At 70.0% G+C, this 26535-nt stretch carries 30 protein-coding genes and 1 tRNA gene; 25 read left to right on the forward strand and 6 right to left on the reverse strand.

The window, feature by feature from the left end; all coding sequences use genetic code 11:
- Together RG19_RS01680 and RG19_RS01685 are read left to right on the forward strand one after the other, a co-directional pair.
- Positions 1-3069: YadA-like family protein (locus tag RG19_RS01680; protein WP_202905307.1), on the forward strand; the 3069-nt coding region annotated here is incomplete at its 5' end.
- Between the two features lie 138 nt (positions 3070-3207).
- Positions 3208-5097 (forward strand): S8 family peptidase, encoded by a 1890-nt coding sequence (locus RG19_RS01685; protein ID WP_058833743.1) that lies wholly within the window; start codon positions 3208-3210, stop codon positions 5095-5097.
- Positions 5098-5162: 65 nt separating this feature from the next.
- Here RG19_RS01685 and RG19_RS01690 read toward each other — a convergent pair whose 3' ends face one another.
- Positions 5163-5681 carry an adenine phosphoribosyltransferase gene (locus RG19_RS01690; RefSeq protein ID WP_058833744.1) on the reverse strand — a complete coding sequence of 173 codons (519 nt, stop codon included), beginning with the start codon at positions 5679-5681 and terminating at the stop codon, positions 5163-5165.
- 156 nt (positions 5682-5837) lie between these two features.
- Between RG19_RS01690 and RG19_RS01695 the strand changes: the two genes are divergently transcribed.
- Entirely contained in the window at positions 5838-6206 is a 369-nt protein-coding gene (locus RG19_RS01695; protein WP_058833745.1) for a glycine zipper 2TM domain-containing protein, read from the forward strand.
- 256 nt (positions 6207-6462) lie between these two features.
- Here the strand turns inward: RG19_RS01695 and RG19_RS01700 are convergent, their stop codons facing one another.
- On the reverse strand, positions 6463-7701 hold the full coding sequence (locus tag RG19_RS01700) for a PQQ-dependent sugar dehydrogenase (protein WP_058833746.1): 1239 nt from the start codon (positions 7699-7701) through the stop codon (positions 6463-6465).
- A gap of 73 nt (positions 7702-7774) precedes the next feature.
- Between RG19_RS01700 and RG19_RS17085 the strand changes: the two genes are divergently transcribed.
- From RG19_RS17085 to RG19_RS01715, 4 genes are all read left to right on the forward strand, one after another.
- The gene (locus RG19_RS17085; RefSeq protein ID WP_082672415.1) at positions 7775-7966 is read left to right on the forward strand and encodes a CPXCG motif-containing cysteine-rich protein; all 192 of its coding nucleotides are present in this window, start codon (positions 7775-7777) and stop codon (positions 7964-7966) included.
- Positions 7967-8270: 304 nt separating this feature from the next.
- Positions 8271-8606, forward strand: a complete 336-nt coding sequence (locus tag RG19_RS01705; protein ID WP_058833747.1) for an EF-hand domain-containing protein — start codon at positions 8271-8273, stop codon at positions 8604-8606.
- Between the two features lie 212 nt (positions 8607-8818).
- Complete coding sequence (locus RG19_RS01710; protein WP_058833748.1) at positions 8819-9619, forward strand: HAD family hydrolase; 801 nt, start codon at positions 8819-8821, stop codon at positions 9617-9619.
- 249 nt (positions 9620-9868) lie between these two features.
- Positions 9869-10297, forward strand: coding sequence for a hypothetical protein (locus RG19_RS01715; protein ID WP_058833749.1), 429 nt, complete (start codon positions 9869-9871; stop codon positions 10295-10297).
- A gap of 36 nt (positions 10298-10333) precedes the next feature.
- Here the strand turns inward: RG19_RS01715 and RG19_RS01720 are convergent, their stop codons facing one another.
- The gene (locus RG19_RS01720; RefSeq protein ID WP_058833750.1) at positions 10334-10549 is read right to left on the reverse strand and encodes a hypothetical protein; all 216 of its coding nucleotides are present in this window, start codon (positions 10547-10549) and stop codon (positions 10334-10336) included.
- A gap of 112 nt (positions 10550-10661) precedes the next feature.
- On the opposite strand from RG19_RS01720, the gene RG19_RS01725 reads away from it, so the two are divergent.
- From RG19_RS01725 to RG19_RS01760, 8 genes are all read left to right on the forward strand, one after another.
- Positions 10662-11069 (forward strand): copper resistance protein NlpE N-terminal domain-containing protein, encoded by a 408-nt coding sequence (locus tag RG19_RS01725; RefSeq protein WP_058833751.1) that lies wholly within the window; start codon positions 10662-10664, stop codon positions 11067-11069.
- On the forward strand, positions 11066-11602 hold the full coding sequence (locus RG19_RS01730) for a hypothetical protein (RefSeq protein WP_058833752.1): 537 nt from the start codon (positions 11066-11068) through the stop codon (positions 11600-11602). Before RG19_RS01725 ends, RG19_RS01730 begins: the two co-directional genes overlap by 4 nt.
- Before the next feature lie 96 nt (positions 11603-11698).
- Entirely contained in the window at positions 11699-12547 is an 849-nt protein-coding gene (locus RG19_RS01735) for a hypothetical protein (RefSeq protein WP_058833753.1), read from the forward strand.
- Between the two features lie 26 nt (positions 12548-12573).
- Entirely contained in the window at positions 12574-13041 is a 468-nt protein-coding gene (locus RG19_RS01740; RefSeq protein ID WP_157515129.1) for a hypothetical protein, read from the forward strand.
- A 206-nt stretch (positions 13042-13247) separates the two neighbouring features.
- On the forward strand, positions 13248-14276 hold the full coding sequence (gene dusA / locus RG19_RS01745) for a tRNA dihydrouridine(20/20a) synthase DusA (RefSeq protein WP_058836353.1): 1029 nt from the start codon (positions 13248-13250) through the stop codon (positions 14274-14276).
- A 222-nt stretch (positions 14277-14498) separates the two neighbouring features.
- Positions 14499-14846, forward strand: a complete 348-nt coding sequence (locus RG19_RS18105; RefSeq protein WP_238376571.1) for a hypothetical protein — start codon at positions 14499-14501, stop codon at positions 14844-14846.
- A 56-nt stretch (positions 14847-14902) separates the two neighbouring features.
- The gene (locus tag RG19_RS01755) at positions 14903-15589 is read left to right on the forward strand and encodes a response regulator transcription factor (protein ID WP_058833755.1); all 687 of its coding nucleotides are present in this window, start codon (positions 14903-14905) and stop codon (positions 15587-15589) included.
- A gap of 77 nt (positions 15590-15666) precedes the next feature.
- Positions 15667-17094, forward strand: a complete 1428-nt coding sequence (locus tag RG19_RS01760; RefSeq protein WP_058833756.1) for an ATP-binding protein — start codon at positions 15667-15669, stop codon at positions 17092-17094.
- A gap of 36 nt (positions 17095-17130) precedes the next feature.
- Here the strand turns inward: RG19_RS01760 and RG19_RS01765 are convergent, their stop codons facing one another.
- Both RG19_RS01765 and RG19_RS01770 read right to left on the reverse strand, forming a co-directional pair.
- On the reverse strand, positions 17131-17886 hold the full coding sequence (locus RG19_RS01765) for a M90 family metallopeptidase (RefSeq protein WP_338037907.1): 756 nt from the start codon (positions 17884-17886) through the stop codon (positions 17131-17133).
- Between the two features lie 13 nt (positions 17887-17899).
- Positions 17900-18160, reverse strand: a complete 261-nt coding sequence (locus tag RG19_RS01770) for a hypothetical protein (RefSeq protein ID WP_058833757.1) — start codon at positions 18158-18160, stop codon at positions 17900-17902.
- A gap of 134 nt (positions 18161-18294) precedes the next feature.
- Here RG19_RS01770 and RG19_RS01775 point away from each other — a divergent pair, with 134 nt between their 5' ends.
- From RG19_RS01775 to RG19_RS01820, 10 genes are all read left to right on the forward strand, one after another.
- Positions 18295-19284, forward strand: coding sequence for a biotin--[acetyl-CoA-carboxylase] ligase (locus RG19_RS01775; protein ID WP_058833758.1), 990 nt, complete (start codon positions 18295-18297; stop codon positions 19282-19284).
- Positions 19277-20068 carry a type III pantothenate kinase gene (locus RG19_RS01780; RefSeq protein WP_058833759.1) on the forward strand — a complete coding sequence of 264 codons (792 nt, stop codon included), beginning with the start codon at positions 19277-19279 and terminating at the stop codon, positions 20066-20068. Before RG19_RS01775 ends, RG19_RS01780 begins: the two co-directional genes overlap by 8 nt.
- 9 nt (positions 20069-20077) lie before the next feature.
- On the forward strand, positions 20078-20854 hold the full coding sequence (locus tag RG19_RS01785; protein WP_058833760.1) for an SPOR domain-containing protein: 777 nt from the start codon (positions 20078-20080) through the stop codon (positions 20852-20854).
- 89 nt (positions 20855-20943) lie between these two features.
- Positions 20944-21019: transfer RNA gene (locus RG19_RS01790), tRNA-Thr, on the forward strand.
- Positions 21020-21475: 456 nt separating this feature from the next.
- The gene (gene rocF / locus RG19_RS01795) at positions 21476-22399 is read left to right on the forward strand and encodes an arginase (RefSeq protein WP_058833761.1); all 924 of its coding nucleotides are present in this window, start codon (positions 21476-21478) and stop codon (positions 22397-22399) included.
- Between the two features lie 165 nt (positions 22400-22564).
- On the forward strand, positions 22565-22720 hold the full coding sequence (locus RG19_RS01800) for an entericidin A/B family lipoprotein (RefSeq protein ID WP_058833762.1): 156 nt from the start codon (positions 22565-22567) through the stop codon (positions 22718-22720).
- A 235-nt stretch (positions 22721-22955) separates the two neighbouring features.
- Positions 22956-23153: a CsbD family protein gene (locus RG19_RS01805; RefSeq protein WP_058833763.1), complete on the forward strand. Its 198-nt coding sequence runs from the start codon at positions 22956-22958 to the stop codon at positions 23151-23153.
- 306 nt (positions 23154-23459) lie between these two features.
- Positions 23460-24812, forward strand: coding sequence for a tryptophan--tRNA ligase (locus tag RG19_RS01810; RefSeq protein WP_058833764.1), 1353 nt, complete (start codon positions 23460-23462; stop codon positions 24810-24812).
- Positions 24809-25123 carry a hypothetical protein gene (locus RG19_RS01815; RefSeq protein WP_238376572.1) on the forward strand — a complete coding sequence of 105 codons (315 nt, stop codon included), beginning with the start codon at positions 24809-24811 and terminating at the stop codon, positions 25121-25123. Before RG19_RS01810 ends, RG19_RS01815 begins: the two co-directional genes overlap by 4 nt.
- Before the next feature lie 86 nt (positions 25124-25209).
- Positions 25210-26151, forward strand: a complete 942-nt coding sequence (locus RG19_RS01820; protein ID WP_058833765.1) for an MBL fold metallo-hydrolase — start codon at positions 25210-25212, stop codon at positions 26149-26151.
- Here RG19_RS01820 and RG19_RS01825 read toward each other — a convergent pair.
- Complete coding sequence (locus RG19_RS01825; RefSeq protein WP_058833766.1) at positions 26135-26518, reverse strand: VOC family protein; 384 nt, start codon at positions 26516-26518, stop codon at positions 26135-26137. The genes RG19_RS01820 and RG19_RS01825 overlap by 17 nt on opposite strands.
- Between the last annotated feature and the right edge of the window lie 17 nt (positions 26519-26535).

Genomic DNA, 26535 nt, shown 5'->3' on the forward strand with positions numbered 1-26535 from the left:
GCATTCGGCAGCGGCGCGTTCGCCATGGAGCAGACCTCGACGGCGATCGGCTTCAACACGGTGGCCGCCGGCGTGGACGCGGTGGCGCTGGGCGCGTACTCGGAAGCCTGGGGCGAGGGCAGCCTGGCGCTGGGTGCGAATGCTTACGCAGCCGACGACGGCGCGATCGCGCTGGGTGCGGGTGCGAGCGCCGACGCGGCGTACGCGACCGCGGTCGGCCAGGAAGCGACGGCCTCGGGCCTGCAGTCCACGGCCAGCGGCTTCCGCTCGGAAGCCAACGGCGACGGTTCGTCGGCCTACGGCGGCTACGCGGTGGCCGATGGCTTCGGCGCGACCGCACTGGGCTACGGCTCGGAGGCGTTGGCGGAGTCGAGCACGGCGGTGGGCTTCGGCGCCAGCGCGGGCAACTTCGACGCCACGGCGATCGGTGCGAATGCTCAGGCGACCGGCGACAACAGCGTCGCGGTGGGTGGCGCGTTCTGGGGCCTGATTCCGACGGTGGCGTCGGGCGACTACGCCACGGCGGTGGGCGGTGCGGCGAGCGCGAGCGGATTCGACAACAGCGTCGCGGTGGGTGGCGCGTTCTGGGGCCTGATTCCGACGGTGGCGTCGGGCGACTACGCCACGGCGGTGGGCGGTGCGGCGAGCGCGAGCGGATTCAACAGCACGGCGCTGGGCAACTTCTCGGACGCCTCGGGCGACGACACGGTGGCGCTGGGTTCGGACAGCGTGGCGCTGGCGGACGGCAGCGTGGCGCTGGGCCAGGGTTCGGTGGCCGATCGCGAGAACACGGTGTCGGTGGGCAGTGCGGGCAGCGAGCGGCAGATCGCGAACGTGGCCGCGGGCACCGAGGATACCGATGCGGTGAACGTGGCGCAGCTGCAGGCGGCCACGGCCGACAGCCGCTACTTCAGCGCGACCGGCGACAGCGATGCCTACGCACTGGGCGAAGAGTCCACGGCCGCAGGCTCGGGCGCCTACGCCGAGGCCGATTACGCCACCGCGGTGGGCTCGGCGAGCAGCGCCTACGGCTTCGGTGCTTCGGCGATCGGCAGCGGTGCGACCGCGGACGGTGACAACAGCGTCGCCGTCGGTCTCAACAGTGCTGCGTCCGGCGACGGCGCAGTCGCCATCGGCGGCATGGGCCAGGCCTACGACGAGTTCAACTTCCCGATCGTCGACGAGAACGGCGAGCCGGTGCTCGTCGCCACCCAGGCCGAAGCCAACGGCACCGCCGTGGGCGGCGGCGCGCTGGCGACGGGGTTGAACGCGTCCGCCTTCGGCAACGGCGCGCAGGCGCTGGGCGACAACAGCGTCGCCAACGGTCACAAGGCGCGCGCCACCGGCAACTGGAGCACGGCGGTGGGCAGCAACGCCTGGGCCAGCGGTGGCGACGCCACCGCGACCGGCGCCTACGCCTGGGCGACGGCCAACGGTGCGACCGCATACGGCACGTCCGCCTGGGCCACCGCGACCAATGCATCGGCGTTCGGTTACGGCGCATGGGCGGCGGAGGCCGGTGCCACTGCGCTCGGTATGGACACCTGGGCGAACGGCATCAGTGCGATCGCCATCGGCCGCGGTGCGCTGAGCACCGCCGACTACGCCATCGCAGCGGGCTCGGCGTCGTTGGCCGACGGCACCAACGCCGTGGCCCTCGGACGCGGCACGCTGAGCCTGGCCGACAACGCCGTGGCGATCGGCTGGCGGGCGACGGCCCATCGCGACGGTACGAACGCGCTCGCGCTGGGTGCCAACGCCTTCGCCAACGCGCCCGACAGCGTCGCCCTGGGTGCGGGTTCGCTCGCCGACCGGGCCGATACGGTCTCGGTGGGTGCCGCGCAGTCGTGGACCGACGACTACGGCGTCGTTCACGAGGCGCGCGACCGCCAGATCGCCAACGTGGCCGCGGGAACCGAAGACACCGATGCCGCCAACGTCGCCCAGCTCAACGAGGTGGCCGGCAGCGTGGGCGAACTGGCCGAACGTGCATTGACCTACGACGACGATTCGCGCTCGGTGATGACCTTCGCCGGCGAAGGCGGCACCCGTCTGACCAACCTGGCTGCGGGCGCGGTCTCGGCGGGCAGCACGGACGCCATCACCGGCGGTCAGATGTACGGCGCGCTCAACGCGACCGCCGATGCATTGGGTGGCGGCGCCACGGTCACGGCTTTCGGCACGATTTCGGCGCCGACCTACACCGTCCAGGGTTCCAACTACTACAGCGTCGGCGATGCGCTCGGCGCGCTGGATGCGCAGATCGGCGATCTCGACAACCGCGTGTCGGGCATGGAAGGCCGTTCGGGAACCGCCGCGGCCGGGCAGTCGCGCGTGGCGGCGGCGTCGAGCGATGCGCTCGATACGCCGACCGAAACCGCGGCATCGTCCGAGACCCCGGCGGCCGTCACCGGCAACGCCGCGGTAGCGGCCGAGTCGCAGGGCAGCACCGCGGTCGGTGCCACGGCCAACGTCTCCACGAACGCGACCAATGCGGTGGCGATGGGCGAGGGCAGCAACGTCAGCGCCGCATCGGGCACCGCGGTCGGTCAAGGCGCTTCGGTGACCGCGCAGGGTGCGGTCGCGCTGGGCGAGGGCTCGGTGGCCGACCGTGCGAACACAGTGTCGGTGGGCAGCGCCGGGAACGAGCGCCAGGTCACCAACGTGGCGGCCGGCACCGCGGACACGGATGCGGCCAATGTCGGTCAGGTGCGCTCGAGCGCGACGCAAACGTTGAACTCGGCCAACTCCTACACCGATGCGAAGTTCGCCGCCTGGAACGACAACTTCGAGTCGTTCCGCGGCGATGTCGACCGTCGCTTCCGCGATGTCGACCGCCGGGTGGATCGCCAGGGGGCGATGAACGCCGCGATGCTCAACATGGCCACCAGTGCGGCAGGGGTGCGGACGCAGAACCGCGTCGGCGTCGGTGTCGGCTTCCAGAGCGGCGAGAGCGCGCTCTCGATCGGTTACCAGCGTGCGATCAGCGACCGCGCCACGGTGACCGTGGGCGGTGCGTTCAGCGGCGACGAGTCGTCGGTCGGCGTGGGTGCGGGCTTCGGCTGGTAAGCGCCGGAACGGAACAGGCATGCGGCCGCGGACCCGGCGGCCGCATGCGCAACGGGGAACTCCAGGGATTCGCGATCCCCGGTCGAGACGCCGGGATCGCTGGTGCGGCATTCCACATCAACAAGAGGTAGGACCGTGATGAAGCAGAGCAAGATCAGTGTGGCCATCGCCACGGCGATCGTCGTCGGCGGCATGGGCATCGGCGTTTCCGCCGCCGACCGGATCCAGGGCGCTCAGGTATTGGACCGTTCCAATGCGCCCGAGATCGCAACCACCGGCGACCGGTATGCGGTCAAGTACCGCACCACCACGAAATCGGCCTCGGCCCGGAGCGCGGAAACGGCCGCGCTGCAGAGCGCGCTGGGACGCGCGGGTCTGGATCGGCCGTTGAATGCGACTGCGAATGCCGCGGCGCGCGCCGGTGTGACTGCGCAGATCAAGCGCGAGATGGCGTCGCCGGGTTGGCGTGTGGTCACCACGTCGCGCCCGCTGAGCGCCGCAGAGTCGGCGAGCTTCCTGCGTGAGCTGCAGGCCGATCCGAACGTGCTGTCCGCCGAGGCGGATCTCATCTTCCGCCACATGAGCACGGTCGCACCGGCGGCTGCGCCGAACGATCCGAACTACGCGCAGTACCAGTGGAACTTCAACAATGCCGCTGGCGGCGTGCGCGCGGAGGAGGCCTGGGAGATCGCGACGGGCGAGGGCGTGGTGGTGGCGGTGCTCGACACCGGCATCGTCCAGAATCATGTGGATCTGGCCGCCAATGTGATTCCCGGCTACGACATGATCACCGACGCACGTATCTCGCGGCGCGATACCGACGACCAGGTTCCCGGTGGTTGGGACCTGGGCGACTGGATCGAGCAGGATTACTGCACGGGCTGGGCGACGGCCCTGCCGCACCCCGCCGACATCAGCTCCTGGCACGGTAGCCACGTCGCCGGCACGATCGCGCAGGAGACCAACAACGGCACCGGCCTGGCGGGCATCGCCCACGATGCACAGGTGATGCCGGTGCGTGTGCTCGGATCTTGCGGCGGCTTCGGGACCGATATCGCCGATGGCATGTTGTGGGCGGCCGGCCTGGACGTCGAAGGCGTTCCCGCCAACGAGAATCCTGCCGAGATCCTCAACATGAGCCTCGGAAGCGGCGGCCGCACCACCTGCTCGGCGCTGTATCAGGATGCGATCGACGACGTCAACGCCGCCGGCTCGATCATCGTCGTGGCTGCAGGCAACTCCAACGACGATGCAGCGCTCTACACGATGTCCGCGTGCAACAACGTCATCAGCGTGGGCGCGACCCGGATCACCGGCGGCAGGGCGAGCTACTCCAACTTCGGCGAGCGGATCGACCTCTCCGCGCCCGGTGGCGGTGGTGCGGTGGACGGCAATCCCAACGGGTATGTGTGGCAAGTGACCAACGGGGGCGAGGAAGGCCCTGAAGACGGCAACTGGATCCTGCGCGGCATGATTGGCACCTCGATGGCGTCTCCGCACGTCGCGGCGGCGGCGGCCATGGTGCAGAGCGTGGCGGAAACGCCGCTGGACTGGCAGGAGATGCGCGACCTGCTCACCTCCACCGCACGTGCGTTCCCGGTGTCGATCCCGGCGTCCACCCCGATGGGTACGGGCATCCTCGACCTGAAGGCGCTGCTCGACAAGGCCACGGAAGAGCCGTGCGACCCCGAGGTCGAAGAGTGCGGTCCGACCGCCACGCCGATCCAGAACCAGGTGCCGGTGCGGGCGCTGAGCGGCTCGGCCGGGCAGGAAACCCTGTACGCGATCGAAGTGCCGGCCGGCGTGACCGGTCCGCTGAGCATCAGCACCAGCGGTGGCAGCGGCGACGTCTCGCTCTACGTCAGCTACGAGGCCGAGCCGACCGCGGACGCGGCCGACTACCGCTCGACCCGTCCGGGCAACAGCGAGGCCGTACGCATCGCCGCCCCGCAGGCCGGTGTGTACTACATCAAGCTGGTCGGCGTGCGTGCCTTCAGCAACGTCACCCTGCAGGCTCGCCACAACTGACCCGACGATCCTCGTGAGGGTCCGCGAGAAACCCCGGCCCCGGCCGGGGTTTCTCGCGTTGGGTCTCAGGATGTCAGCGCCGCACGCAACGGCGCATCGGACGACCAGCGCGCCCGTCCCGCCAACGAAGCGATCTCGACCAGCACCGCGGCGCCCACCAGATCCGCCTCCAGGCGTTCGAGGAGGCGGGCAGCCGCACACAGCGTGCCGCCGGTCGCCAGCACATCGTCGACGAGCAGCACCCGTCGGCCGGGGCCAAGCGCATCGGCGTGCATCTCGAGGCGATCGGTGCCGTACTCCAGTGCGTACTCCACTTGCAGGGTGGTGCCGGGCAATTTGCCCGGTTTGCGGATCGGGACGAAACCCGCACCCAGCGCGTGCGCCACCGCCGCGCCCAGGATGAAACCGCGCGCCTCGATCCCGGCGACCGCCTCGATACCCGCATCGCGCCAGGGCGACACCATCGCGTCGATGCAGTCCGCGAAGCCGGTGGCGTCGGCCAGGACGGGCGTGATGTCGCTGAAGGCGACGCCGGCGGCGGGGAAGTCCGGAACGGTTCTGATCAAGGTGTGCCAGGCGGGCATCGTCGTGTTTACGGTCGGCTGTAGAAGCGGCGATGTTAGCGCTGCGGACGCAGGCGATTAAGTCGGCAGCCATGTTCGGAAGCGATGTTTCACCGCTCGTTCGCGTCGTGAGGTGGAGCATCGTTCCCACATTCGAGCGAGTAAACGGAGGACACCATGAAGAAGATCAATCGCCTCGCCGGTGCCGCCGTGCTGTCGCTGGCGGCCATCGGTACCGCGTATGCGCAAACCCAGTACGGGCCCCAGGACGAGGGTCGCCGCTTCAACGATGGCAGCCGCGTGGTGTGCGAGAACGTCGAGGTCCAGCGCGCCCACAGCGATCCGAACCGGATCGGCGGCACGGCTGCGGGTGCGGTCATCGGTGGCCTGGTGGGCAATCAGGTCGGCGGCGGTACCGGACGTCGTCTGGCGACCGTCGGCGGTGCAGTGGCCGGCGGTGCGATCGGCCGCAACGTGCAGGGCAACCAGCAGGAAGCGCGCGGCGACCGTGTCGTCGAGCAGCGCTGCAGTCGCGTCTACAACTGATCGCGCTCACGTGTGTCACGCGCTCCGGTCCCGGCATAACCACAACGACACGACCGCGCTGATCACGACAACAACGCAACGGCGCTTCACAGGGGTCCGCTCATCGCGGACCCTCTTTTATGCATCGTCGTCGTGTTCCGGCGCGTCGATGGGCGCCATGCGAAGCCAGAGGCGGGCCGTGTCGCCATCACCTGAACGAAGAAGGGCGCCCCGAGGCGCCCTTCTTTTTTCGTTCCTGGAACCGGCAGCGAAGGTGTCAGCTCGCCGTCGCGTCGGCCGCGGCACCGTCCTGCTCGGGTACCAGCCGGAACATGCGGCCGTTGCCGCCGCGACCGCCATCTTCCAGTAACCAGATCGCCCCGTCCGGGCCCTGCTCGACTTCGCGGATGCGGGTCTCCATCGCGAAGCGCTCGGCCTCGCGGGCGTTGTCGCCATCGAAGGCGACCCGCACCAGCGACTGCGAGGACAGGCCGCCGATGAAGCCGCTGCCCTGCCAAGCCGGGAACTGGTCGCCGCTGTAGATGATGAAACCGGCCGGCGAGATCACCGGCGTCCACACGATCACCGGCGCGCGGAACTCCGGTCGGGTGCTGTGATCCGGGATCGGTCGGCCGTCGTAGTGCTCGCCTTCGGAGACCAGCGGATACCCGTAGTTTTCGCCGCGCTCGATCAGGTTGAGCTCGTCACCGTGCTGGGGACCCATCTCGTGCACCCACAGGCGGCCGTCGCCGTCGAAGGCCAGCCCCAGCGGATTGCGGTGGCCGAGCGACCACACTTCCGCGGCCACGCCGCCCTGGTCCGCGAACGGATTGTCCGAGGGCACGCTGCCGTCGTCGTTGAGGCGGATGACCTTGCCCAGGTTGGACGCCATGTCCTGGGACGGGTCGAAATGCTGGCGCTCGCCGGATGTCAGCCACAGCATCCCGTCGCGGTCGAAAGCGATGCGATGACCGTAGTGCCCCTCACCCGACATCTTCGGCACCTGCCGCCAGATGACTTCGACGTCGCGCAGGGTGCCGTTGCCGTCATCTCCGATATCCAGGGTGCCGGACGCGACGGCGGCGCCATTGCCGCCCTCACCGGATTCCGCGTAGCTGATGTACACGCGCTGGTTGCTTTCGAAACCGGGATGCAACACCACGTCGCCGAGTCCGCCCTGACCACCGTAAGCCACCTCCGGGATGCCGGCGATTTCGCCACGTGCGCCGGACTGGGGGTCGAACAGGCGGAGCGTGCCGCGCTTTTCGGTCACCAACAGCCGGCCGTCCGGAAGGAACGTCATCGCCCACGGCTCATCGAACGTGGCGACCTCCTCGGTGACGAAGGGGCGTCCGTCTTCCGCCGGCAATGCCACCGGGCGGGTCTCGGCCGCGACTGCGTCGGACGAAGCGCCGGCGTCAGCCGTGGGGGACGAGTCGGCGGGCGTGCTGGAATCGGCGCCGCAGGCGCTCAACAAGGCGGCGAGACAGGCAGCGGCGAGAAGATGTCGGGTCATGCGGGGCTCCGGAACGGGCTTGGATGGCACGTAAGATAACGTGAGTCGGCAAAGTGCGTGCGGAGGCTCGAGAGTGGATGCATCGGAATGGACCCGGGTGGATTGCCCGTACTGCGGTGAGTCGATCGAGCTGCAGGTCGATGTCGGGTCAGGCGCGTATCGGACGGTGGAGGACTGCGCGGTGTGCTGTCGCCCGATCGAAGTGGCCGTGGACGTCGGGGTCGACGGCGCGGAAACGGTTACGATCGCCAGAGGCGACGAATGAAGGCATCAAGGTTGTGTTGTGTTCATCGCGAACGGGTGCGGCGGCGTATGCGCGATCCGTCGTGCGGGCGGGTGCGGTCGCGGTAACCGCCTGATTCGGCTCGATCGCGCGAAGGCGGTCACAGTGCCGCCTAGTACAGGCACCCGACGTCGGGGTTAAGGAAACGTAGCCTTAACGGCCGCCTTCCCCTGCGTGTTCATCTGCGTGGCGGCACTGTTCGGGCCGTGCGGAAGGGACATCTGGATCGACGAATCTCGCATCGCTTCTGCCGCACGCAACCTGTTCCGAATTTCTGGAGAGTTCCATGACGAATGTTCGCAAGCCCCTGACCGGTCTCCTCGCCCTGGGCGCCGCGCTGGCGATGCCGCTGGCCTTCGCGCAGGACCCGACGCCGACGGAGGCTCCGCCGGCCGGCGGCGCGACGCAGCAGGCGGAGCCGCTGACCTGGGCCGATCTCGATACCAATGGCGACGGTAACCTGAGCCGCGAGGAAGCGGCGGCCTATCCGCCGCTGGCGGCCGTCTTCGACCAAGCCGATGCGGACGGCGACGGTCAGCTCACCCCGCAGGAATACCAGGCGTTCGCCGCGGCGCAGGGCGCAGGCGATCCGGCCGGCGGTAGCGCCGAAGGCGAGTACTGACGGCGCCACACGGCGGCGCTGCGTTCCGGTGCCGCATCCATGACCGCCTGCATGACGCAGGCGGATCGTGTGGAATCAGGAAAAGGCGGCCCTCCGGGTCGCCTTTTTCCATCTTCTACAGGGGTGTTCCACCTGTGGGCGCCGAAGCGCCAAGCAGGCGCGGGCATCCGACGAGGAAACGCCGTCGTGGTGCAAGGCCCTAGAATGCGCGCATGGCATCCTCTCCCGCTCCCGTGTCGTCGGCAGGTATCGGATTGGTCGGCTTCGACGCCGACGACACGCTCTGGCGCAGCGAAGACTATTTCGTCGCTGCGCAGTCCGCCTTCGAGCGCATCGTCGGCGAGTACATCGATCTCGACGACGCGCGCGCGCGGCAGCGTCTGTTGGCGATCGAGAAGAGCAATCTCGCGTTGTTCGGGTACGGTGTGAAAGGCATGGCGCTGTCGATGATCGAAGCGGCGGTCGACATCACCGGACAGCGCATCGACGCGCGCCATGTGCACGAAATCGTGAGCATCGCCAAGGACATGCTGCGACATCCGGTGGAACTGCTGCCGGGCATCCGCGAAGCGGTGGATGCGATCGCCGCCGATTACGCCATCGTGCTGATCACCAAGGGCGATCTGTTCCACCAGGAAGCCAAGGTGCGTCAGTCGGGGTTGGCCGATCTGTTCGGGAGGATCGAGATCGTCAGTGAGAAGGACGACGCGACCTATCACCGGGTGCTGAAGGAGTTTCAGCTGCTGCCGGAACGCTTCTGCATGATCGGCAACTCGCTGCGGTCCGACATCGCACCCGTGTTGCGGCTCGGCGGTTGGGCGGTGCACATGCCCTACGCGCTGACATGGGCGCATGAGCTCGACGCGGAGATCGCGCCCGCGTCGCGCCGTCGCCTGCGCGAGGTCGACGCGCCGCACGCATTGCCGGACGCGGTGGCGGCGCTGCAGCGCCTGGCGCGCGGACAGGAGGGCGGTACGCCGATGGGCGGCGACGAGGCCGCCGAGACGCCCTAGTCGCGCCAGCATTCACGTGGAGTCGGCGGGACCGGCCCCTGCGCGGCTACCCGGCGCAGGCGGTGCGGTCGTTCAGTGCGTTCGAGGCGCGCTGACCTGGCGGTCGCGATGGAAACGATTACGTCTGAACACGCGCGACGTCGCGAGCCGCGCCGCCGTTCGCGATGCAGTATCGATTCACGAACGCGGCGGCATGTTGGGGTCGCGGTGCGCATGCACCGGTCCCGACAGACTGCAGGAGGTATGCCCATGTCCTTGCTCGTTCGCTGGTTCGCACCCGTCGCCCTGGCCGCCGGTCTTGGCGGTACCGCCGCCTTCGCGCCGGCCACCGCGCATGCCGACGACGAACTGGTCCGGGTGATCGTCGATGCGGCCGATGTCATCCTGCGCGGCGGCGATCCTTATTACCGCGACGGTCGCCACGGGTACAGCGACCGCCTGGTGGTCGAGCGCGACCGCCACGGCCGGCCGGTGTACTACCGGAACGTGGCGCGCAGCGGGAATGGCCACCATCGTCACCGCCGGTCGGGACCGCCTGCACACGCCCCCGCGCACGGCTACCGGGCGTCGTACGGCCATCGCGATCGCGGCGCCACGCGCTGCGACAAGCGAGGACGCTGTACGGTGCAGTATTACGATCCGCGCTTCGATCGCGATCACCGCGGCCGTCGTCGCTGACACGGCGCGCGGCGGCCCCGGCCCCGACGCGTTCGATCAGGGACGCGGCGCCGCACGATGATGGTGATCCTCCAGGACCGGGAGGCTGCGCAGGTCGCCTTCGATCCGGTCGCCGATCTGCCCGCTGACGTTGAGCACCACCAAGGCATACGCGGCCAAGAACACCGCGAGCGTGCCCAGTCCGACCAGCCAGCGCAGCCACCGCCGCCGCGCAACGGGGCGGCCGTCCGAGGAAGGATCGCGGTTCGACATGGCTGACTCCTGTATCGGCAGGCCGGCCTCGGGACCGGTCGGGCAGTGTAGGAACCGGAGGCGTCGCTGCCGTGTGCAGACGCGCGCGCCGGCCCTGCGGCACAATCGACCCATGGACCGTGTCATCGCCCTGATCGCAGCCCTCCTGCTGGCCGGCTGTGGTGTCGCTCCGCCGCCCGGGACCACCGCGCTGCCGGACGCGCACCGTATGGCCTGGGAAGGGTTGCAGGCCTGCGCCGACTGTTCCGGCATCGAGACCCTGCTGGTGCTCGAGCACGACGAGGCCGAGCGCCGCTACGAACTCACGGAGACCTACCTGACCGCGGACGGCGGCGAGCCGTTCGTCGAGACCGGGGCCTGGCAACTGCAGGATGCGTTGCTGCTGCTCGAGGGCGACGCGGGTGGCGCTCGCGCTTACGGCGTGCTCGCCGACGGGCGGTTGCGCTCGCACGGGGCGGGCGGCGAGGCGCCCGCGAGCGGAGGCCATGTCCTGATGCCGGTCGGAGGGGCGGTGCCATGACGCGCCCGGCCCGAGTCGGTGTCTGCTGGGTGCTCGCCAGCGCGTTGGCCGCCGCCGGCGCCTGGGCGCAGCCGGCGCCGGCCACCGCCGGCGATCCGCCGGGCGATGCCGGCGAGGAAGTCGCGACGGTCGGGACCGGCGACGCCTGGCTCGATGCGCGGCTTGCGGACATGGATCGCTACGCCGTGCGCCACCGTGCCACGTTCGTCGACGAACTGGTCCGTTACCGCGACGCGCCGCGGGCCCTGGTGGAGGAACTGCAGTCGCGCGAGGACGCGGCCTGGACGCCAGGCGACCTCTACATGGCCTGTGCCCTGGCGCAGGTGGTCGGCCGTCCTTGCCGGGCGGTGGTGACGCAACGTGAGGCCGATCGCGCCGCGCCCTGGGCGCAGTTGGCCGAGCAACTCGGCGCGGCGCCGGGCTCGGCGTCGTTCCAGCGGATCAAGCGCGGCGTGGCCGACAGCTACCGGCATTGGGGGCGTCCCCTGGTGCCCGATGCCCCGTCGCCCGCGACCGCCGCCGACGACGCGTGAGCCCGCGACCGGCGGACGCCGCGTTGCGGATGCGTGCCGTGCGAGGCGCGTACGCGGCGGCCCGATTGCGCGTCCGGCAGCCCGACCGGACGACCGATGCCTGAGCGTGCCGTGCGGCGCCTGGCCGTCTACGCTGCGGGCATCGCGGCCTGCGCGTTCGCGCTCGGCTGGCTCTGCGGGCGTTCGCCGCCGCCGGCCAGCATGCCCGCTTCGCAGGGGCCTGCGATGGCGGTCGCGGACGGCGCCCGCGAAACCGCACGCCCGGCGGTCCCCGCACGCGTTCTCCGCGCCCCTGCGCCCATCGAGGCGCGCGCGGGCACGGGGCCGCGCGCCGATGCATCGTCCATCGATCCTGGGCGCGATCTCGGCGCCGCGCTGGCCTGTGCGCAGGATCCCGATCCCGATACGCAACTGCAGTGCCTGCGCGCGCTCGATACGCACTCGCTGCACCGGCCGGAGGTCCTGCAGGCCTTCGTCGCGGCCCTGGACCGCGCGTCCACGCTCGAGCACAAGGCGCGCATCGCGAGCCTGATGACCCCGGTGCCGCTGTCCGACGAGGACAAGAAACCACTGCTCGACGCGCTGGACGACCTGCGTACCGCGCCATCGCCGGAGATCCGCGCCCACGGCCTGCCGCTGGTCATCCAGTTCGACCGGGGGCCGGGCGCCGAGATGGCGCTCCTGCAGGGCCTCTACGATCCCGAGCCGGCGGTGGTCGATGCCGCGATCGGTGCCGTCGGGCTGAGCACCGTGCGTTCACAGGCGGTCAAGAATGCTCTGCTGGTCTACGCCAACGACGCAGCCGCGGACGCGCGCCGCCGTTTCCTCGCGCTGGAGGCGTTGCATGATTTCGCGCTGGATGCCGACGATTACCGGCTCTACCGCGCAGCGCGCGACGCCGCGCCCTGGGCCGGCGAGGTCGGTGCGGGCGGACGCGGCCGATGATGACCCACGTTTCAAGGAGGATCTCCATGAAGTATCGATTGTTGGCCTGTCTCGCGCTCGCGGGTGCCTCGGCATCGGGAGCCGCGGTCGCCTCGACATGCGCCGGGACCCTGGTGGCTGAGCGCAAGATCGCCAGCTATTCGCCCGACGGCCCCTACGTGCCGAGCCTGGGCACTCTGCGCATCTACCGGCAGGCCAGCGGCACCGGCGCCCGGTACTGCGCCATGACCGTGCATTCCAACCGGACCTGGGGCGAACGGCTCCACACCGGCGTCTTCATCAGGCGCTGCTGGCAGAGCGAGCGGATACAGGGGCGGTGCCCGGGTCCCGGGCAGATCGTCCAGGACCAGGGCGATTACGCCTACTACGCCGGACCCGTTTCCCTGCAGGTCTCCAGGAATCAATGTTTCTCCGCGCAGGGTTGGGTCATGCATCCCAACGCGCCCGCGGACCGGGCATACCGCTGGGCCGGTGTAGACCACTGCGTTCGGTAGACGGCGACCGCACGCGTTGACACCCGCGGGCGTGCCGACATGCGCGGATGGCTGGCCCGGCCCCCGTGACACCACGCGCACTCGCTCGCGAGCGCATCGGTGGTCGCGGGGGCGAGGGCAGGCAGTGACGATCGGGCCGGGTGGCCGGGTACCGCGGTGGCCGCCGGTTGCGGGACAATGAGCGCCGGGTGTCGTACGAGGCGGGCATGCAGGACGAAGCGTTGAATCAGGTGGACCGGGCGCACCGGCGGCTGTCGGTCGCCCCGATGATGGATTGGACCGACGCCCACTGTCGGGCCTTCCACCGCTTGCTCGCCCCCGACGCGCTGCTGTACACCGAGATGGTGCACGCCAACGCGGTGCTGCTGGGCGACCGGGGGCGCCTGCTGGCCCGGGGCCCGGACGAGCACCCGGTCGCGCTGCAACTGGGCGGCAGCGAGCCGGCGACGCTGGCACAGGCGGCGCGTATCGGCGTCGAGTACGGTTTCGACGAGATCAACCTCAACTGCGGCTGCCCGTCCGACCGGGTGCAGGCGGGCCGGTTCGGCGCCTGTCTGATGCGCGAGCCCGCCCTGGTGGCGGCGTGCGTGGCGGCCATGTGCGACGCCGTCGCCGCGCAGCCTGGCGGAGCGCCGCCGGTGACGGTGAAATGCCGGCTCGGTGTGGACGATGACGACGATTACGCCGTGTTTCTCGCGTTCGTGGACACCGTGGCCGCCGCCGGCGCCCAGCGGATCGTGGTGCATGCGCGCAACGCCTGGCTCAAGGGGCTCAGTCCGAAGGAGAACCGCGAGGTCCCGCCCTTGCGCTACGACTGGGCCCGGCGGCTGAAGCAGGAGCGGCCGGCGTTGACGGTGGTGCTCAACGGGGGACTGCAGGACGAGGCCGGCACCCTGGCGCAGCTCGCGCACGTCGACGGCGTCATGCTGGGTCGCGCGGCTTACCACGACCCGTATCTGCTGCATCGGCTGGACAGTGCGCTTGCGGGACGCACGCCGCGGGCGCGGGGCGATCTGCTCGCGGCCTGGCGACCCTATGTGGCGCATCGGCTGGAGGCGGGCGTATCGCTCAAGCATCTGGTCCGTCACGTGTTGGGTCTGTTCCACGGTCAACCGGGTGGGCGCGTGTTCCGCCAGATCCTCAGCGAGGGCGCACACCGCCCGGAGGCGGCGTGGCCGCTGGTCGAGCGTGCCTTGGCCGCGACCGGCTGGACGCCGCAGGCCGTCGCCGCCTGACGGCCTTGGAGCGGGGCGTGACTGCGCGGTGCCGTCGCCGTGGCGCACTCCGCGGTTCGCGTCGATGACGCGACGACGTGCCGAGCGCTCAGCTGAACGCCCTCAGGGTGTTGACGAAAAAGTTAAGGACGGATTCACTGCGTGACTTCGAGACTGGTGGCGTGCGCAAGTGCTCCGGCATTCCGCACGTCTCCTCGCTCCGTCATATGGGTTCGTTCCGCAATGCCGACGCTGTTTCGACTGCCGCTGTGTAGCCTGTTCGCCGCCACCTTGCTGGTGGGAGCGGTCGGTACTGCACAGGCCCAGGCCAGGGAGTCGCAGGAGCGGCAGGCGCGGGCCGCGCAGGCGACCTGGCCGAGAGGGCAGGACGGGATGAGCGATTCGATCCGCCGGGTGCGCAACGAGTCGCGCGGTCAGGTGTTGAGTGCCGAGCGCATGCACATGGACGGACGCGAGATCAACCGCATCAAGGTGATGGACGAACGGGGCCGGGTCCGCGTCTACGAGGACGATCCTCATCGCCGCGGCTCGGCCGAGGCCCGTCCGCGTACACGCGGCCGCGACGACTGAGTTCAGATACTTGAACGCAAGGGCTGTCCCGGCCCTCTGACACGGAGTTTCCATCCATGCGTATTCTGCTCGTCGAAGACGAAGCGCCGCTGCGCGAGACCCTGGCCGCCCGCCTCAAGCGGGAAGGCTTCGCGGTCGATGCTGCGCAGGACGGCGAGGAAGGCCTGTACATGGGCCGCGAAGTCCCGTTCGACGTGGGCATCATCGATCTGGGTCTGCCGAAGATGTCGGGCATGGAGCTCATCAAGGCTCTGCGCGACGAAGGCAAGCAGTTCCCGGTGCTGATCCTCACCGCGCGTTCGAGTTGGCAGGACAAGGTCGACGGGCTGAAGCAGGGCGCCGACGACTATCTGGTCAAGCCGTTCCATGTCGAGGAGCTGCTGGCGCGGATCAACGCGCTGGTCCGGCGTGCCGCCGGCTGGAGCAAGCCCACGCTGGAGTGCGGCGCCGTGACGCTGGACCTCGCCGCGCAGACCGTGAGCGTCAACGGGCACAACGTCGATCTCACCAGTTACGAGTACAAAGTGCTCGAGTACCTGATGATGCATGCCGGCGAGCTGGTGTCCAAGGCCGATCTCACCGAACACATCTATCAGCAGGACTTCGATCGCGACTCCAATGTGCTCGAGGTCTTCATCGGTCGCCTGCGCAAGAAGCTCGATCCCGAGGGCGGTCTGAAGCCGATCGAGACCGTCCGCGGCCGTGGCTATCGTTTCGCGATTCCGCGCACGAACGAAGGGTGAACGCGGCGGGGCCATCGCCACGTCCGGCGTCGCATTTCGACCCCGTGCGATGAGCGGCGTGTGATCATGTCCGCGCGATGAGCTCCAACCTCCGACCCAAGCGGGAGTTGCCCTGGCGGCCTCGTTCCCTGCAGGCGCGACAGATGCTGGCGGCCAGTCTCGGACTGGTCGCCTTCCTCGCGTTGGCCGGCTACGCGCTCGACCGCGCCTTCGTCGACGTCGCGAGCCAGGGGCAGCGCGACCGGCTGCGTGGTTTCGCGCTCAACTACGCCGGCGATGTCGAATTCGCCCGCGACGACAACATCATCCCGCCGGAGGCGCCGCCGGACGAACGTTTCGAACGCCCCGGCAGCGGGACCTACGCGGTGGTGGTGGCCGAAACGAGCGTGTGGATGTCCGGCTCGGCGCACGGTCCGACCCTGCCGGAGTCGGAGTTGCTCGAACCCGGTCAGGAACGCATCGACGGACCCATCGCGATCATCGACAGCGCCGGTCGCCCCGGCGAGGTGATTCGCTACGGGCGTGGCTTCGCGCTCGTGCGCGAGATCGGTGGTGTGGAGAGCGAACTGCCGTATACGGTCTACATCCTCGAGGACGCCGGAACGCTGCCGCGTCAGGTGCAGGTGTTCCGCCAGGCGCTGTGGCGCTATCTGGGCGTGTCGGGCGTGATCCTGCTGATGCTGCAGGCCCTGGTGCTGCGCTGGAGCCTGCGCCCGTTGCGCAACGTCATTGCCGAACTCAAGCGGGTCCAGCGCGGGCAGGCCAACCGGATGGGCGAACTGCATCCGCGCGAGCTGGAGCCGCTGACCGACAGTATCAACGCGCTGATCGAGAGCGAACGGCAGAATCTCGAGCATCAACGCAACACCATGTCGGATCTGGCGCACAGCCTGAAGACCCCGTTGGCGGTGTTGCATGCGCGGCTGGAGGCCGGCGCGGGCGACGATGAGCTGCGCGCCGAGCTGGCGATCCAGCTTCGCCGCATGAACGACCTGGTCGGTTACCAGCTCGGGCGCGCCGCCTCGAGCGGACACAAGCTGTTCTCGGCACCGGTCGAGATCGAGCCGTATGCCGAGGAACTCGTGCGCGGTCTGGAGAAGATCTACGCGGCCCAGGGCGTCATCTGCGAGTTCGATCTCGACGCGGAGGCACGCTTCCACGGCGAGCCCGGCGATCTGCAGGAACTGCTCGGCAATCTGCTCGAGAACGCGTTCAAATGGGCCAAGCGCCGCGTGCTGCTCACCGTGCGCCCGAGTGCGCCGCAACCGGACCGGCGGCCGGGACTGGTCATCGCCGTGGACGACGACGGTGCCGGCATCGCGCCGGACCGGATCGCACACGTGCTCCAGCGCGGCGTGCGCGGCGACGAGCGCGTGCATGGCCACGGCATCGGGCTGGCGATCGTGCAGGACATCATCCGCAGTTATCGCGGCGAACTGCACGTGGGACGTTCGGAAGAACTGGGCGGGGCGCGTTTCGAAGTGGTGCTGCCGCCCGGCCTGTAATCGTCGTGTCGTCCCGCGGGTACCGCCCGGCGTCGCTCAGCGCTCGAACGGCGATGGGCCGTAGAACCGTCGCAGGTGGGCGGCCACGCCGGGGACGGTGTCGTGCAGCACGTCGGGTGCGCTGAAGTGGTATTCGCTGCACACCGCGAAGAACTCCTCGGGCGCTTCGGCCGCATACGGGTCGATCGCCAGCGAGTCGTCGCTGCGGTCGACCCGTTCGACGAACGCGTCGAACGCCTGCTGGAAGTCACGCGCCCAGGCCCGTTGCCATTCGCGGGGAAGGGCCGGCGTGCCATCGAGGACGCCGTCCAGCGCATCGAGCTTGTGCGCCATCTCGTGCACGGCCACGCAGAAGCCCGCGTCGGGTGCGGCCAGGTCGGCTTCCACATCGGCCCAGGAGAGGATCAGCGGCCCGCTCTCCCAGGCTTCGCCGATCAGCTCGTCTTCCCACTCGTGCAGCACCCCGGCGGCGTCGAGGTGGGTCCGGTTCACCCGGAAGGCGTCGGGATAGACGATCAACTGCGACCAGCCGTGCAGGCCTTCCTCGCCGAATTCCAGCAACGGCAGACAGCACAGCGCGGCCAGCAGGACACGCTGTGCGTCGTCGAGTTCGAGATCGGCGACCGGGGAAATCGTCTTCTGGTGCAGAAAACGCGACGTCAGCGCCTGCAGCGTGCGATCACGGGTGTCGTCGAGGCGGCCGATCCAGGCCGCGCGCCGTCGCACGGCCGTCCACATCGCAGGTGCGACCGGCTCGGGTCGGCGCCGCAGGCCACGGAGCCAGTCGATCACCGGGGCGAAGGTTTCAGCGGAACATGCCCGGCAGGAAACTGTGCCAGCGCGGGGTCCGTGCGCCGCCATCCGGATTGCTCCCGGTGACGCCGCCCACCGGCTCCCGTGCGTGCCCGCCGCCGCCGCTGCCATCCGTGCCGACGTTCGGGTTGGTGGGATCACCGCCGACCACCTCGCAGCCATCGGGGCTGGGCGCCTGGCGCACCTCGTCCGCGGCCCAGGCGGGCAGTGCGGCGGATAGGGTCAGCAACAACAACGCGAGTCGCAGGCTCATGAGGCGGCTCTTGCGTGGCAAGGGGCAATCTTGAACTATAGCGCGGTTGCGCGCCGTCTGCAGGCCCGGCATGCTGCCCGGCCCGTGTCGCCGAGCGACGCTGCCATCGGCCATGCGGCGTCGGATCTCATTTTATGTCCTTCGAACGAGCATTGCTTGAGCGGCTGGCCGCCGGGCCCGTGTCCGGCGATCTGCTCGCACGTGAGCAGGGCCTCAGCCGGGCCGCGGTCTGGAAGCGGATCGAGGCGCTGCGCGCGGCCGGTGTCGAGGTGATCGCACAGGCCGGCCAGGGCTATGCGCTGGCGCAGCGACCGGATTTGCTGGATGCGGACACGATCCGCTCGGCGCTGCCCTCGGACGTACGCGATGGGCTGGCCGAGCTGGAGGTGCTCTGGTCGATCGATTCGACCAGTTCCGAGCTGTTGCGGCGCGCCCGGCCCGCGGCCGGCGCCAGCGCATTGCTGGCCGAACGGCAGACGGGTGGGCGCGGCCGGCGCGGTCGGTCCTGGCGCTCGCCCCTGGCCGCCAATCTCTACCTGTCGGTCTCGCGTCGTTTCGCAGGCGGTCTGGCTCGCCTGGGCGGTTTGAGCCTGGTCGCCGGCGTGTGCGTGGCCGAGGCGGTGCAGGCGCTCGGGGTGGAGGCGCGCTTGAAGTGGCCCAACGATCTCGTGGTCGACGACGGCCTGGGCGGCCTGCGCAAGCTGGGTGGGCTGCTGGTGGAAGGCGGCGGTGAGCACGCCGGCCCGGTCGCTGCGGTGATCGGGATCGGGATCAATGTCGCCATGCCGGCCGACGCCGGGGCGGAGATCGATCAGCCATGGAGCGATCTGCGCGCGCTGGGGGTGGCAGGCCCGGTCCGCAACCGCCTCGCCGCAGCGGTGCTGAGCCGTCTGCTGCCGACGCTGGATGCGTTCGATCGCGACGGCCTGGGCCCGTGCCTACCGCGCTACGCGGCGCTGGATGCCCTGCGTGATCTGCCCGTGGTCGTCCACGACGGCGACCGCATCTGTGCCGGAGTGGCATCGGGTATCGCCGCGGACGGCGCGTTGCGGGTGCGCCTGGCCGATGGCGAGCGGACCTTCCATGCGGGCGAGGTCAGTGTCCGGCGGCATACGCATGGTTGAGTGGCTGTTCGACCTGGGCAACACCCGTCTCAAGTGCGCGCCTTTGCGTACCGATGGCAGTGTCGGCGAAGGATTCGCGGTGGCCCACGATGGACGTGCGTTGCCCGCCGACTGGCTGCAGCGACTGCCGACCCGGCTCGACGCGGTCATGCTGGCGAGCGTAGCCGCGCCCGCGCTGCGGGTGGCGTTGCTGTCCGCGCTGGCCGGGCGCTGCGGCCGGGTGGTCCGGGTGGCGACGCCGCACCGGTTCGGCGACTTACGCATCGCCTATGCGGTACCGCAACGACTCGGTGTCGATCGTTTCCTGGCGCTGCTGGGCGCACGCACGCGCGTGCCGGGCGCGGCTTGCCTGGTGGTGGGGGTCGGCACCGCGACCACGATCGACCTGCTGGATGCCGCGGGCGTACATCGCGGAGGCCGTATCGCCCCGTCTCCCGCATTGATGCGCGAGAGCCTGCACCGACGCGCGCCGCACCTGCCGGCCACGGGCGGGCATTACCGCGCCTTCGCCGACGACACCGACGATGCGCTGGCGTCCGGGTGCGAGGGCGCCGTGCGTGCACTCGTGGCCGCCAGCGTCGGCGATGCGTGCCGCCTGCTCGGTGCGTCGCCGCGCGTGTTCGTCCACGGTGGCGGCGCGGAGGCGATCCTCGCCGGAGTGCCCCGGGCAGAGTCGTCGCCGCATCTGGTGCTCGAGGGGCTGGCGCGGTGGGCGACGGCGCTTCGTGCCGCGCCCGCGCCGGATGCCAGCGCCCCCGACGCGGCCGTCGGACGCGCGCCTTAGAATGCGCCCATGCTCGCCCGCGCCGCCGTCATCCTGCTGATCGTCCTGAACCTCGGTGTCGCCATGTGGTGGGCGCTGCGTCCGCCGTCGCCGCCACCCGCCGCGCCGGAACAGCCTCAGGGCGTGCCTCGGCTGCAATTGCTCGCCGAAGCGTCACCGGATGCCCGCGGCGTGGCTGCGGAGGCGGCCCGGTCGACACCGGCGCAGGAGGGGCCGCTGGCTGAGCGCGATGCGACCGGCGACGCGGTCGCGGCGGGCGAACCGGCGCCGCCGTCGCTTTTGCCGGAGGAGGAAGAGGCGGCGCCGGCCACGTCCGCCGTGGCGGAGCCGTCGCGCCGTCAGTGCCAGCGTCTGGGCCCATTCGCGGACCGTGCCGCCGCCGTGCAGGCGCAGGCCGCGCTGCCGGCGCACCTCCGGCACTCGCGTCTGCGCGAGGAGACGGTGGCCGCGCGCGGTTGGCGGGTGCTGATGGGGCCCGAGGCGGATCGCGAGGCGGCGCAGGACGCGACCGCCCGTCTCTCGGCCGCCGGTTTCGACGACCACTTCATTCTCGGTGGCGACGATGCCAATGCGATCGCGCTGGGCCGCTACAGCAGCGAAGGCGCCGCGCGCGGCCATGCCGACCGACTTCGGGCCGCAGGCTTTCCCGCGCGTGCCGAGGCCGTCGGTGGCGACGCCCGCCACTGGCTGGACGTGGCGGTCGACGATTCGGTTCAGGCGGACGCCGCGCGCCGCGCGAGCGGCGCCGACCGGGCCCGCGCGATCGACTGTGCGGACATGACGTAGGGACCGGCGCTCTCCTGTATTGCGTTCGTCGCCGTCGACGGTGCCGCTTCCGCTAGAATCCTCCCCGCACGCGTTCACTGCGCACCCGTGCCGGCATAGCTCAGCTGGTAGAGCAACCGCCTTGTAAGCGGTAGGTCGTCCGTTCGATTCGGACTGTCGGCACCATCCTGGTCCCATACGTTGTTCGGCCGCGCACCGTGCGCAGCGCGGGTGCCGGAAACGTGCAGCCCGGGCATGACTTTCGGCAGCCGGGAAGCGCCCGACATCGTGGGGAACGCCCCGACAGACAGCGCGCCGCGCATCGCGCATTCTTTGCGGGCCGGTAGCACGGTGCTGCGACTCCCCATCCCCTTGTCGCTGTCACGGTCCAACGTGTGCCGCTTCCGCAATGGAGGCGGCCGGCACGAAGGAGGCGCCGTATCGCCAGTCGATACGGCGCCTTCTCTCTTTTCCGGGTGTGGTGCGATCGGTCCGAGGACGCCGCGGCTTCCCGCGCGCAGGGGCGGAAAGGCGCCGATGCTAGACTCCGCGCTGCCCTGGGCGCCCCACACCGCACGTTCCAACGCTGCACGAGCGCGTGCGCTCCGCGCCGGGTCCGAGACCATCGCCGCAGGAGTCCACATGAGTCGTTCGTATCCCCCCGTGTCCCTGATCGGAGCGCCCACCGACATCGGAGCGGGGCATCTCGGCGCACGCCTCGGGCCTGATGCGCTGCGTATCGCGGGCCTGGCCGAGGCGTTGCGCGCGCGCGGCGTGGACGTCGTCGATCGTGGCGATCTGGCCGGTCCGGCCAACCCCGTGCGGCCGCCGGTCGAGGGCTATCGCCATCTCGACGGTGTGGTGGCATGGAACGAGGCGTTGATGCAGGCCTCGCTCGCGGAGCTCGAGGCCGGCCGCATGCCGCTGGTGATGGGCGGCGACCATTCCCTCGGGATCGGTTCGATCGCGGCGGTGGCCGCGTACTGCCGCGCGCAGGGACGCAAGCTCCGCGTGCTGTGGCTCGATGCGCATTCGGACTTCAACACCAGCCACGTCACGCCGTCGGGCAATATCCACGGCATGCCGGTCGCCTGCCTGTGCGGACTGGGGCCGGATGTGCTCACGCGGATCGGCGGCCATGTTCCGGCCATCGTGCCGTCGCAGGTGCGGCAGGTCGGCATCCGCTCGGTGGACCAGGACGAAAAACGCCTGGTGAAGGAGCACGGTCTCGACATCTACGACATGCGCTACATCGACGAGGTGGGCATGAAACGCACCATGGAGGCGGCGCTCGACGGGCTGGACGAGAACACCCACCTGCACGTCAGCTTCGATGTCGACGTGCTCGACCCCACCATCGCACCGGGGACCGGCACCACGGTGCCCGGCGGCCTCAACTACCGTGAGGCGCAATTGGTGATGGAGATGATCGCCGACAGCGGTCGGATGGGGTCGCTCGACGTGGTCGAGGTCAGTCCGGCGCTGGATATCCGGAACACGACCGCGGAACTCGCGGTGGATCTGGTCGAGAGCCTGTTCGGCAAGTCGACGCTGATGCGGAATTGAAACGCCTCAGGAGAATATGAACAGGAGGGCGCGTCGGGGTCGCGATCGCGCGTGATTCCACGCGGCGTTCACGCCTGACTGGGCTTTCATGCAGGTGCGGGCCGCGGGTCGACGCGGGTTGCGTCGAAAGGAACGGCCCCTCTTTCCGATCAGGAGACTTCCAACATGAAGCGTTTCACTGCCCTGCTGCTGCTCGCCCTGTTCTCCGTCGGCACGCTGACCGCGTGCAACACCATGAAGGGCGCCGGCCAGGACGTCCAGAAGGTGGGCGGCAAGCTCGAAGATGCGGCCGACAACACCGGTGGCACCGGCCGCAACTGATCGGCCCGCCTTCAGGCATCAGAGAGAGCCGGCGCAAGCCGGCTTTCTTTTTCTGCGGCAGGGCCGTCTGCGACGGGCCTGTTCGCGGCAGGCCGACCAGCAATGGCGATGCGCGACCGGATGAAGCGTTCATCGAACTGATGGCGCAGGCAACGCAATCTTGATGCGCTTTGAAGCTGCCTTGCGTGACGCTGGGAACACGGTATTCCACCGTGATCCGACGATCGAGGCCCACATGAACAAAGACATCATTTCCGGGAAGTGGACGCAGCTGAAGGGCAAGGCCCAGGCGAAGTGGGGCGACCTGACCGACGACGTGTTCGATGTCGCGGAAGGCGACAGCAAGTACCTCGCCGGGAAGCTCCAGGAAACCTACGGCTGGGAGCGCGAGCGCGCCGAGAAGGAAGTGCGCGATTTCGAACGCGATCTCTGAGCGTCGGTCGGGCGCGCTCCGGCACCTCGCGGACGCGCACGTTCGATCACACCAGACCCCAGACGAAGGGCCGGCATCGCCGGTCCTTTTTTATTGCCTGGAATTGTCGGCCGTGGGCGGCTGATCGGGAACGGCCGGCCGGGGCGCGTCGCCAGCGATCTGGCGCGCTCGTCCGCCCTGGTCACCGGTCGTCCGGCTGCGGTCGGCGAGCGGACCCCCGCATCGGCGGCCATGGGCGTGGAAGGCGGAGGCGGTCGCCCGACCGGGCGGCTACACCGGACCGCTGTCCACGACGATCCGTATCCGATGTCCGCTGCTCGCGCCACCCGTGTCCTGACCGGCATCACCACCTCCGGGACGCCCCATCTCGGCAATTACGTGGGTGCAGTGCGGCCGGCCATCGCCGCCAGCCGGGCCCCGGAAACCGAAAGCTTCTACTTCCTTGCCGACCTGCACAGCCTGATCAAGGCGCAGGATCCGGTGCGGACCCAGCGGTCGACGCTCGAGATCGCGGCGACCTGGCTCGCGGCCGGGCTTGAGCCGGACAAGGTCTGGTTCTACCGCCAGAGCGACATTCCCGAGATCCCCGAGCTGACCTGGTTCCTGACCTGCGTGGCCGGCAAGGGCATCCTCAACCGTGCGCACGCCTACAAGGCCGCGGTCGATCGCAATCGCGCCGACGGCGAGGACGACGACGCGGGCGTCAGCGCCGGTCTCTTCATGTACCCGGTGTTGATGGCCGCCGACATCCTGATCTTCGGCGCCGACAAGGTGCCGGTCGGGCGCGACCAGATCCAGCACATCGAGATGGCGCGCGACTTCGGCCAGCGCTTCAACCACGTCTACGGCCGCGACTGGTTCACGCTGCCGGAGGTGGTGATCGACGAACAGGTGGCGACCCTGCCGGGCCTGGACGGCCGCAAGATGAGCAAGAGCTACGGCAACACGATCCCGCTGTTCGCGCCGCGCGAGACCCTGCGCAAGCTGGTGTTCTCGATCGTGACCGACTCGCGCCCGCCGGGCACGCCCAAGGACACCGACGGCTCGGCGCTGTTCCAGCTCTACCAGGCGTTCGCCACGCCGGCCGAGACGGCCGCGTTCGCGCAGGCGTTCGCCGACGGCATCGGCTGGGGCGACGCCAAGCAGCAGTTGTTCGAGCGCATCGACGCGGAGATCGCGCCGATGCGCGATCGCTACGAGACGCTGATGGCTCGGCCCCAGGACATCGAGGCGATTCTGCGCGACGGCGCCCGCCGCCTGCGCGAGCGCTACGCGACCCCGCTGCTTGCCGAACTGCGCCATGCCGTCGGCTTGCGCGACCTGTCGGCCGGTGCCGCCGAGGCGTCCGGCGACGACAGCGGCGACACCGCGATCCGGCCGGCACCGCCGGTGTTCAAGCAGTACCGCGAGGCGGACGGCCGGTTCTCGTTCAAGCTGGTCGACGGCGACACCCTGCTGCTGCAGGGCGCGGCCTTCGCCGCGCCGCGCGATGCCGGGCAGTGGATCGGCCGGCTGAAATCGGGCGCGGTGTCGCCGGACGTCGATGCCGACGGCGTGGTCCGTACCGACGGCATCGAGATCGGGCGCCTCGCCGAAGGTGTCGACGCCGCCGCGTTCGCTGCCGCGCTGGCGCGCCTGGCGGAGGACGCCGCGACGTGAACGCGCTGGTCGAGGTCAACCTCGCCCTGATCCTGTTCCTGCCGTGGTTCGCGATCCTCGGCACGCTCTACTGGGCGTATCCCCGGCAGCCGCGCGACGCGGCCCGCCGCGTGTTCGACATCGGCTCGCTGCTGCTCGCCGTGGCGGCGTTCCTGCTAGCCGTGCACTGGGCGCATCGTGGCGCGGACCCTGCGTTCGGCGGGATGTGGCGGCAGGTGCTGGCCACCGCCGTCGGCTACGGTGTGTTCCTGGGCGTGATGCTGATCGCATTCCTGGTGCGCAGGCGTTGGCTGCACCGGCGCGCGCGCTGAGCGGGTCTGCGACCAAAGCCGCATCCCGGTTCCCGCCGCGCTTGCCTAGACTGGTTGCAGTCCCCGAACGCAGCACGAGTCACCCCATGAGCGAGCCGAATGGCATCGTCACCATCGACACCGGCTACCAGCGCCCGGCGTTCTGCGCGGCGTACCTGGTGGTGCAGGACGGCCGCGCGGCCTTCATCGACAGCGGCACCGGGCGCAGCGTGTCGCATCTGCTCGGCGCGCTCGACGCACACGGGGTGGCGCGCGACGCCGTGGACCGGGTGATCCTGACCCACGTCCACCTCGACCACGCCGGCGGCGCGGGCCTGCTGATGCAGGCCCTGCCCAACGCGACCCTGGTGGTGCACCCGCGCGGCGCGCCGCACATGATCGATCCGGCGAAACTTTCGGCCAGCGCGCGCCAGGTCTACGGCGACGAGGAGTTCGAACGCAGCTACGGCAACCTGACGCCGGTGCCCGCCGAGCGGGTGATCGCCGCCGAGGACGGCCACGTGGTCGAGCTGGCCGGCCGGCGGCTGGTGTGCGCGCACACCCCCGGGCACGCGAAGCACCATCTGTCGGTGTGGGACGGGCGCAGCCGCAGTTGGTTCAGCGGCGACGTGTTCGGCATCTCCTACCGCGAACTGGACACGCCGCGCGGTCCGTTCGTGATCCCGACCAGCTCGCCGGTGCAGTTCGATCCCGACGCGATGAAGCAATCGGTGCGCAGGATGCTGGCGGAGGCGCCGGCGCGGGTGTACCTGACCCACTTCGGTGCGGTGTCCGACTGCCAGCGGTTGGGCACCGACCTGATCGCGCAGATCGACGCGATGGTGTCGCTGGCGCGCCAGGCCGGCCCCGAGGGGCACGCGCGCCTGGTCGACGGCCTGCAGCGCCTGTACACCGACCGCGCGCAACGTCACGGCATCAAGGAGGCGGCGCAGCGGATCCCCGCATTGCTGGGCACCGACATCGAGCTCAACGCGCAGGGCCTGGCGGTGTGGCTGGCCCGCGAGACGGCCCTCAGTCCCAACGGTTGAGGTGCGGGCCGAAGGCTTCGCGTTGCGGCCGCACCACACAGAAGCGGTGGCCGCTCGGCGCCTCCATCACCCACCAGGTGCTGATCTGCTCGATGCGCTTCGCGCCGAGGCCTTCCAGGCGCGCGACTTCCGCCTCGATGTCGTCGGTTTCGATGTCCAGGTGGATGCGCGACGGATGCGCGACCTTCTGCAGCAACAACATCGGCTCGTCGGCGGCGGTGCGCAGTTCGCCGTACCTGCCGTCGCCGTCCGCATCGGCGGTGCCGACCGGCTTGCCGAGGGCCTGCGACCAGAACGCGACGTGCGGGGCGAGATCGTCGACCTCGCAGTCGAGCACGAACGTGGACAGGCGGCTGTGGTGCGGCATGGCGGCGGCTCCCGGGG

This window comes from Luteimonas abyssi (assembly GCF_001482195.1).
Classification (GTDB): domain Bacteria; phylum Pseudomonadota; class Gammaproteobacteria; order Xanthomonadales; family Xanthomonadaceae; genus Luteimonas; species Luteimonas abyssi.

Excerpts from the sequence above, each read along its gene's own strand:
- RG19_RS01685 (WP_058833743.1), top strand. The coding sequence starts at position 3,208 with ATGAAGCAGAGCAAGATCAGTGTGGCCATCGCCACGGCGATCGTCGTC.
- RG19_RS01690 (WP_058833744.1), bottom strand. The coding sequence starts at position 5,681 with ATGCCCGCCTGGCACACCTTGATCAGAACCGTTCCGGACTTCCCCGCC.
- RG19_RS01695 (WP_058833745.1), top strand. The coding sequence starts at position 5,838 with ATGAAGAAGATCAATCGCCTCGCCGGTGCCGCCGTGCTGTCGCTGGCG.
- RG19_RS01700 (WP_058833746.1), bottom strand. The coding sequence starts at position 7,701 with ATGACCCGACATCTTCTCGCCGCTGCCTGTCTCGCCGCCTTGTTGAGC.
- RG19_RS01705 (WP_058833747.1), top strand. The coding sequence starts at position 8,271 with ATGACGAATGTTCGCAAGCCCCTGACCGGTCTCCTCGCCCTGGGCGCC.
- RG19_RS01710 (WP_058833748.1), top strand. The coding sequence starts at position 8,819 with ATGGCATCCTCTCCCGCTCCCGTGTCGTCGGCAGGTATCGGATTGGTC.
- RG19_RS01715 (WP_058833749.1), top strand. The coding sequence starts at position 9,869 with ATGTCCTTGCTCGTTCGCTGGTTCGCACCCGTCGCCCTGGCCGCCGGT.
- RG19_RS01720 (WP_058833750.1), bottom strand. The coding sequence starts at position 10,549 with ATGTCGAACCGCGATCCTTCCTCGGACGGCCGCCCCGTTGCGCGGCGG.
- RG19_RS01725 (WP_058833751.1), top strand. The coding sequence starts at position 10,662 with ATGGACCGTGTCATCGCCCTGATCGCAGCCCTCCTGCTGGCCGGCTGT.
- RG19_RS01730 (WP_058833752.1), top strand. The coding sequence starts at position 11,066 with ATGACGCGCCCGGCCCGAGTCGGTGTCTGCTGGGTGCTCGCCAGCGCG.
- RG19_RS01735 (WP_058833753.1), top strand. The coding sequence starts at position 11,699 with ATGCCTGAGCGTGCCGTGCGGCGCCTGGCCGTCTACGCTGCGGGCATC.
- RG19_RS01740 (WP_157515129.1), top strand. The coding sequence starts at position 12,574 with ATGAAGTATCGATTGTTGGCCTGTCTCGCGCTCGCGGGTGCCTCGGCA.
- dusA (WP_058836353.1), top strand. The coding sequence starts at position 13,248 with ATGCAGGACGAAGCGTTGAATCAGGTGGACCGGGCGCACCGGCGGCTG.
- RG19_RS18105 (WP_238376571.1), top strand. The coding sequence starts at position 14,499 with ATGCCGACGCTGTTTCGACTGCCGCTGTGTAGCCTGTTCGCCGCCACC.
- RG19_RS01755 (WP_058833755.1), top strand. The coding sequence starts at position 14,903 with ATGCGTATTCTGCTCGTCGAAGACGAAGCGCCGCTGCGCGAGACCCTG.
- RG19_RS01760 (WP_058833756.1), top strand. The coding sequence starts at position 15,667 with ATGAGCTCCAACCTCCGACCCAAGCGGGAGTTGCCCTGGCGGCCTCGT.
- RG19_RS01770 (WP_058833757.1), bottom strand. The coding sequence starts at position 18,160 with ATGAGCCTGCGACTCGCGTTGTTGTTGCTGACCCTATCCGCCGCACTG.
- RG19_RS01775 (WP_058833758.1), top strand. The coding sequence starts at position 18,295 with ATGTCCTTCGAACGAGCATTGCTTGAGCGGCTGGCCGCCGGGCCCGTG.
- RG19_RS01780 (WP_058833759.1), top strand. The coding sequence starts at position 19,277 with ATGGTTGAGTGGCTGTTCGACCTGGGCAACACCCGTCTCAAGTGCGCG.
- RG19_RS01785 (WP_058833760.1), top strand. The coding sequence starts at position 20,078 with ATGCTCGCCCGCGCCGCCGTCATCCTGCTGATCGTCCTGAACCTCGGT.
- rocF (WP_058833761.1), top strand. The coding sequence starts at position 21,476 with ATGAGTCGTTCGTATCCCCCCGTGTCCCTGATCGGAGCGCCCACCGAC.
- RG19_RS01800 (WP_058833762.1), top strand. The coding sequence starts at position 22,565 with ATGAAGCGTTTCACTGCCCTGCTGCTGCTCGCCCTGTTCTCCGTCGGC.
- RG19_RS01805 (WP_058833763.1), top strand. The coding sequence starts at position 22,956 with ATGAACAAAGACATCATTTCCGGGAAGTGGACGCAGCTGAAGGGCAAG.
- RG19_RS01810 (WP_058833764.1), top strand. The coding sequence starts at position 23,460 with ATGTCCGCTGCTCGCGCCACCCGTGTCCTGACCGGCATCACCACCTCC.
- RG19_RS01820 (WP_058833765.1), top strand. The coding sequence starts at position 25,210 with ATGAGCGAGCCGAATGGCATCGTCACCATCGACACCGGCTACCAGCGC.
- RG19_RS01825 (WP_058833766.1), bottom strand. The coding sequence starts at position 26,518 with ATGCCGCACCACAGCCGCCTGTCCACGTTCGTGCTCGACTGCGAGGTC.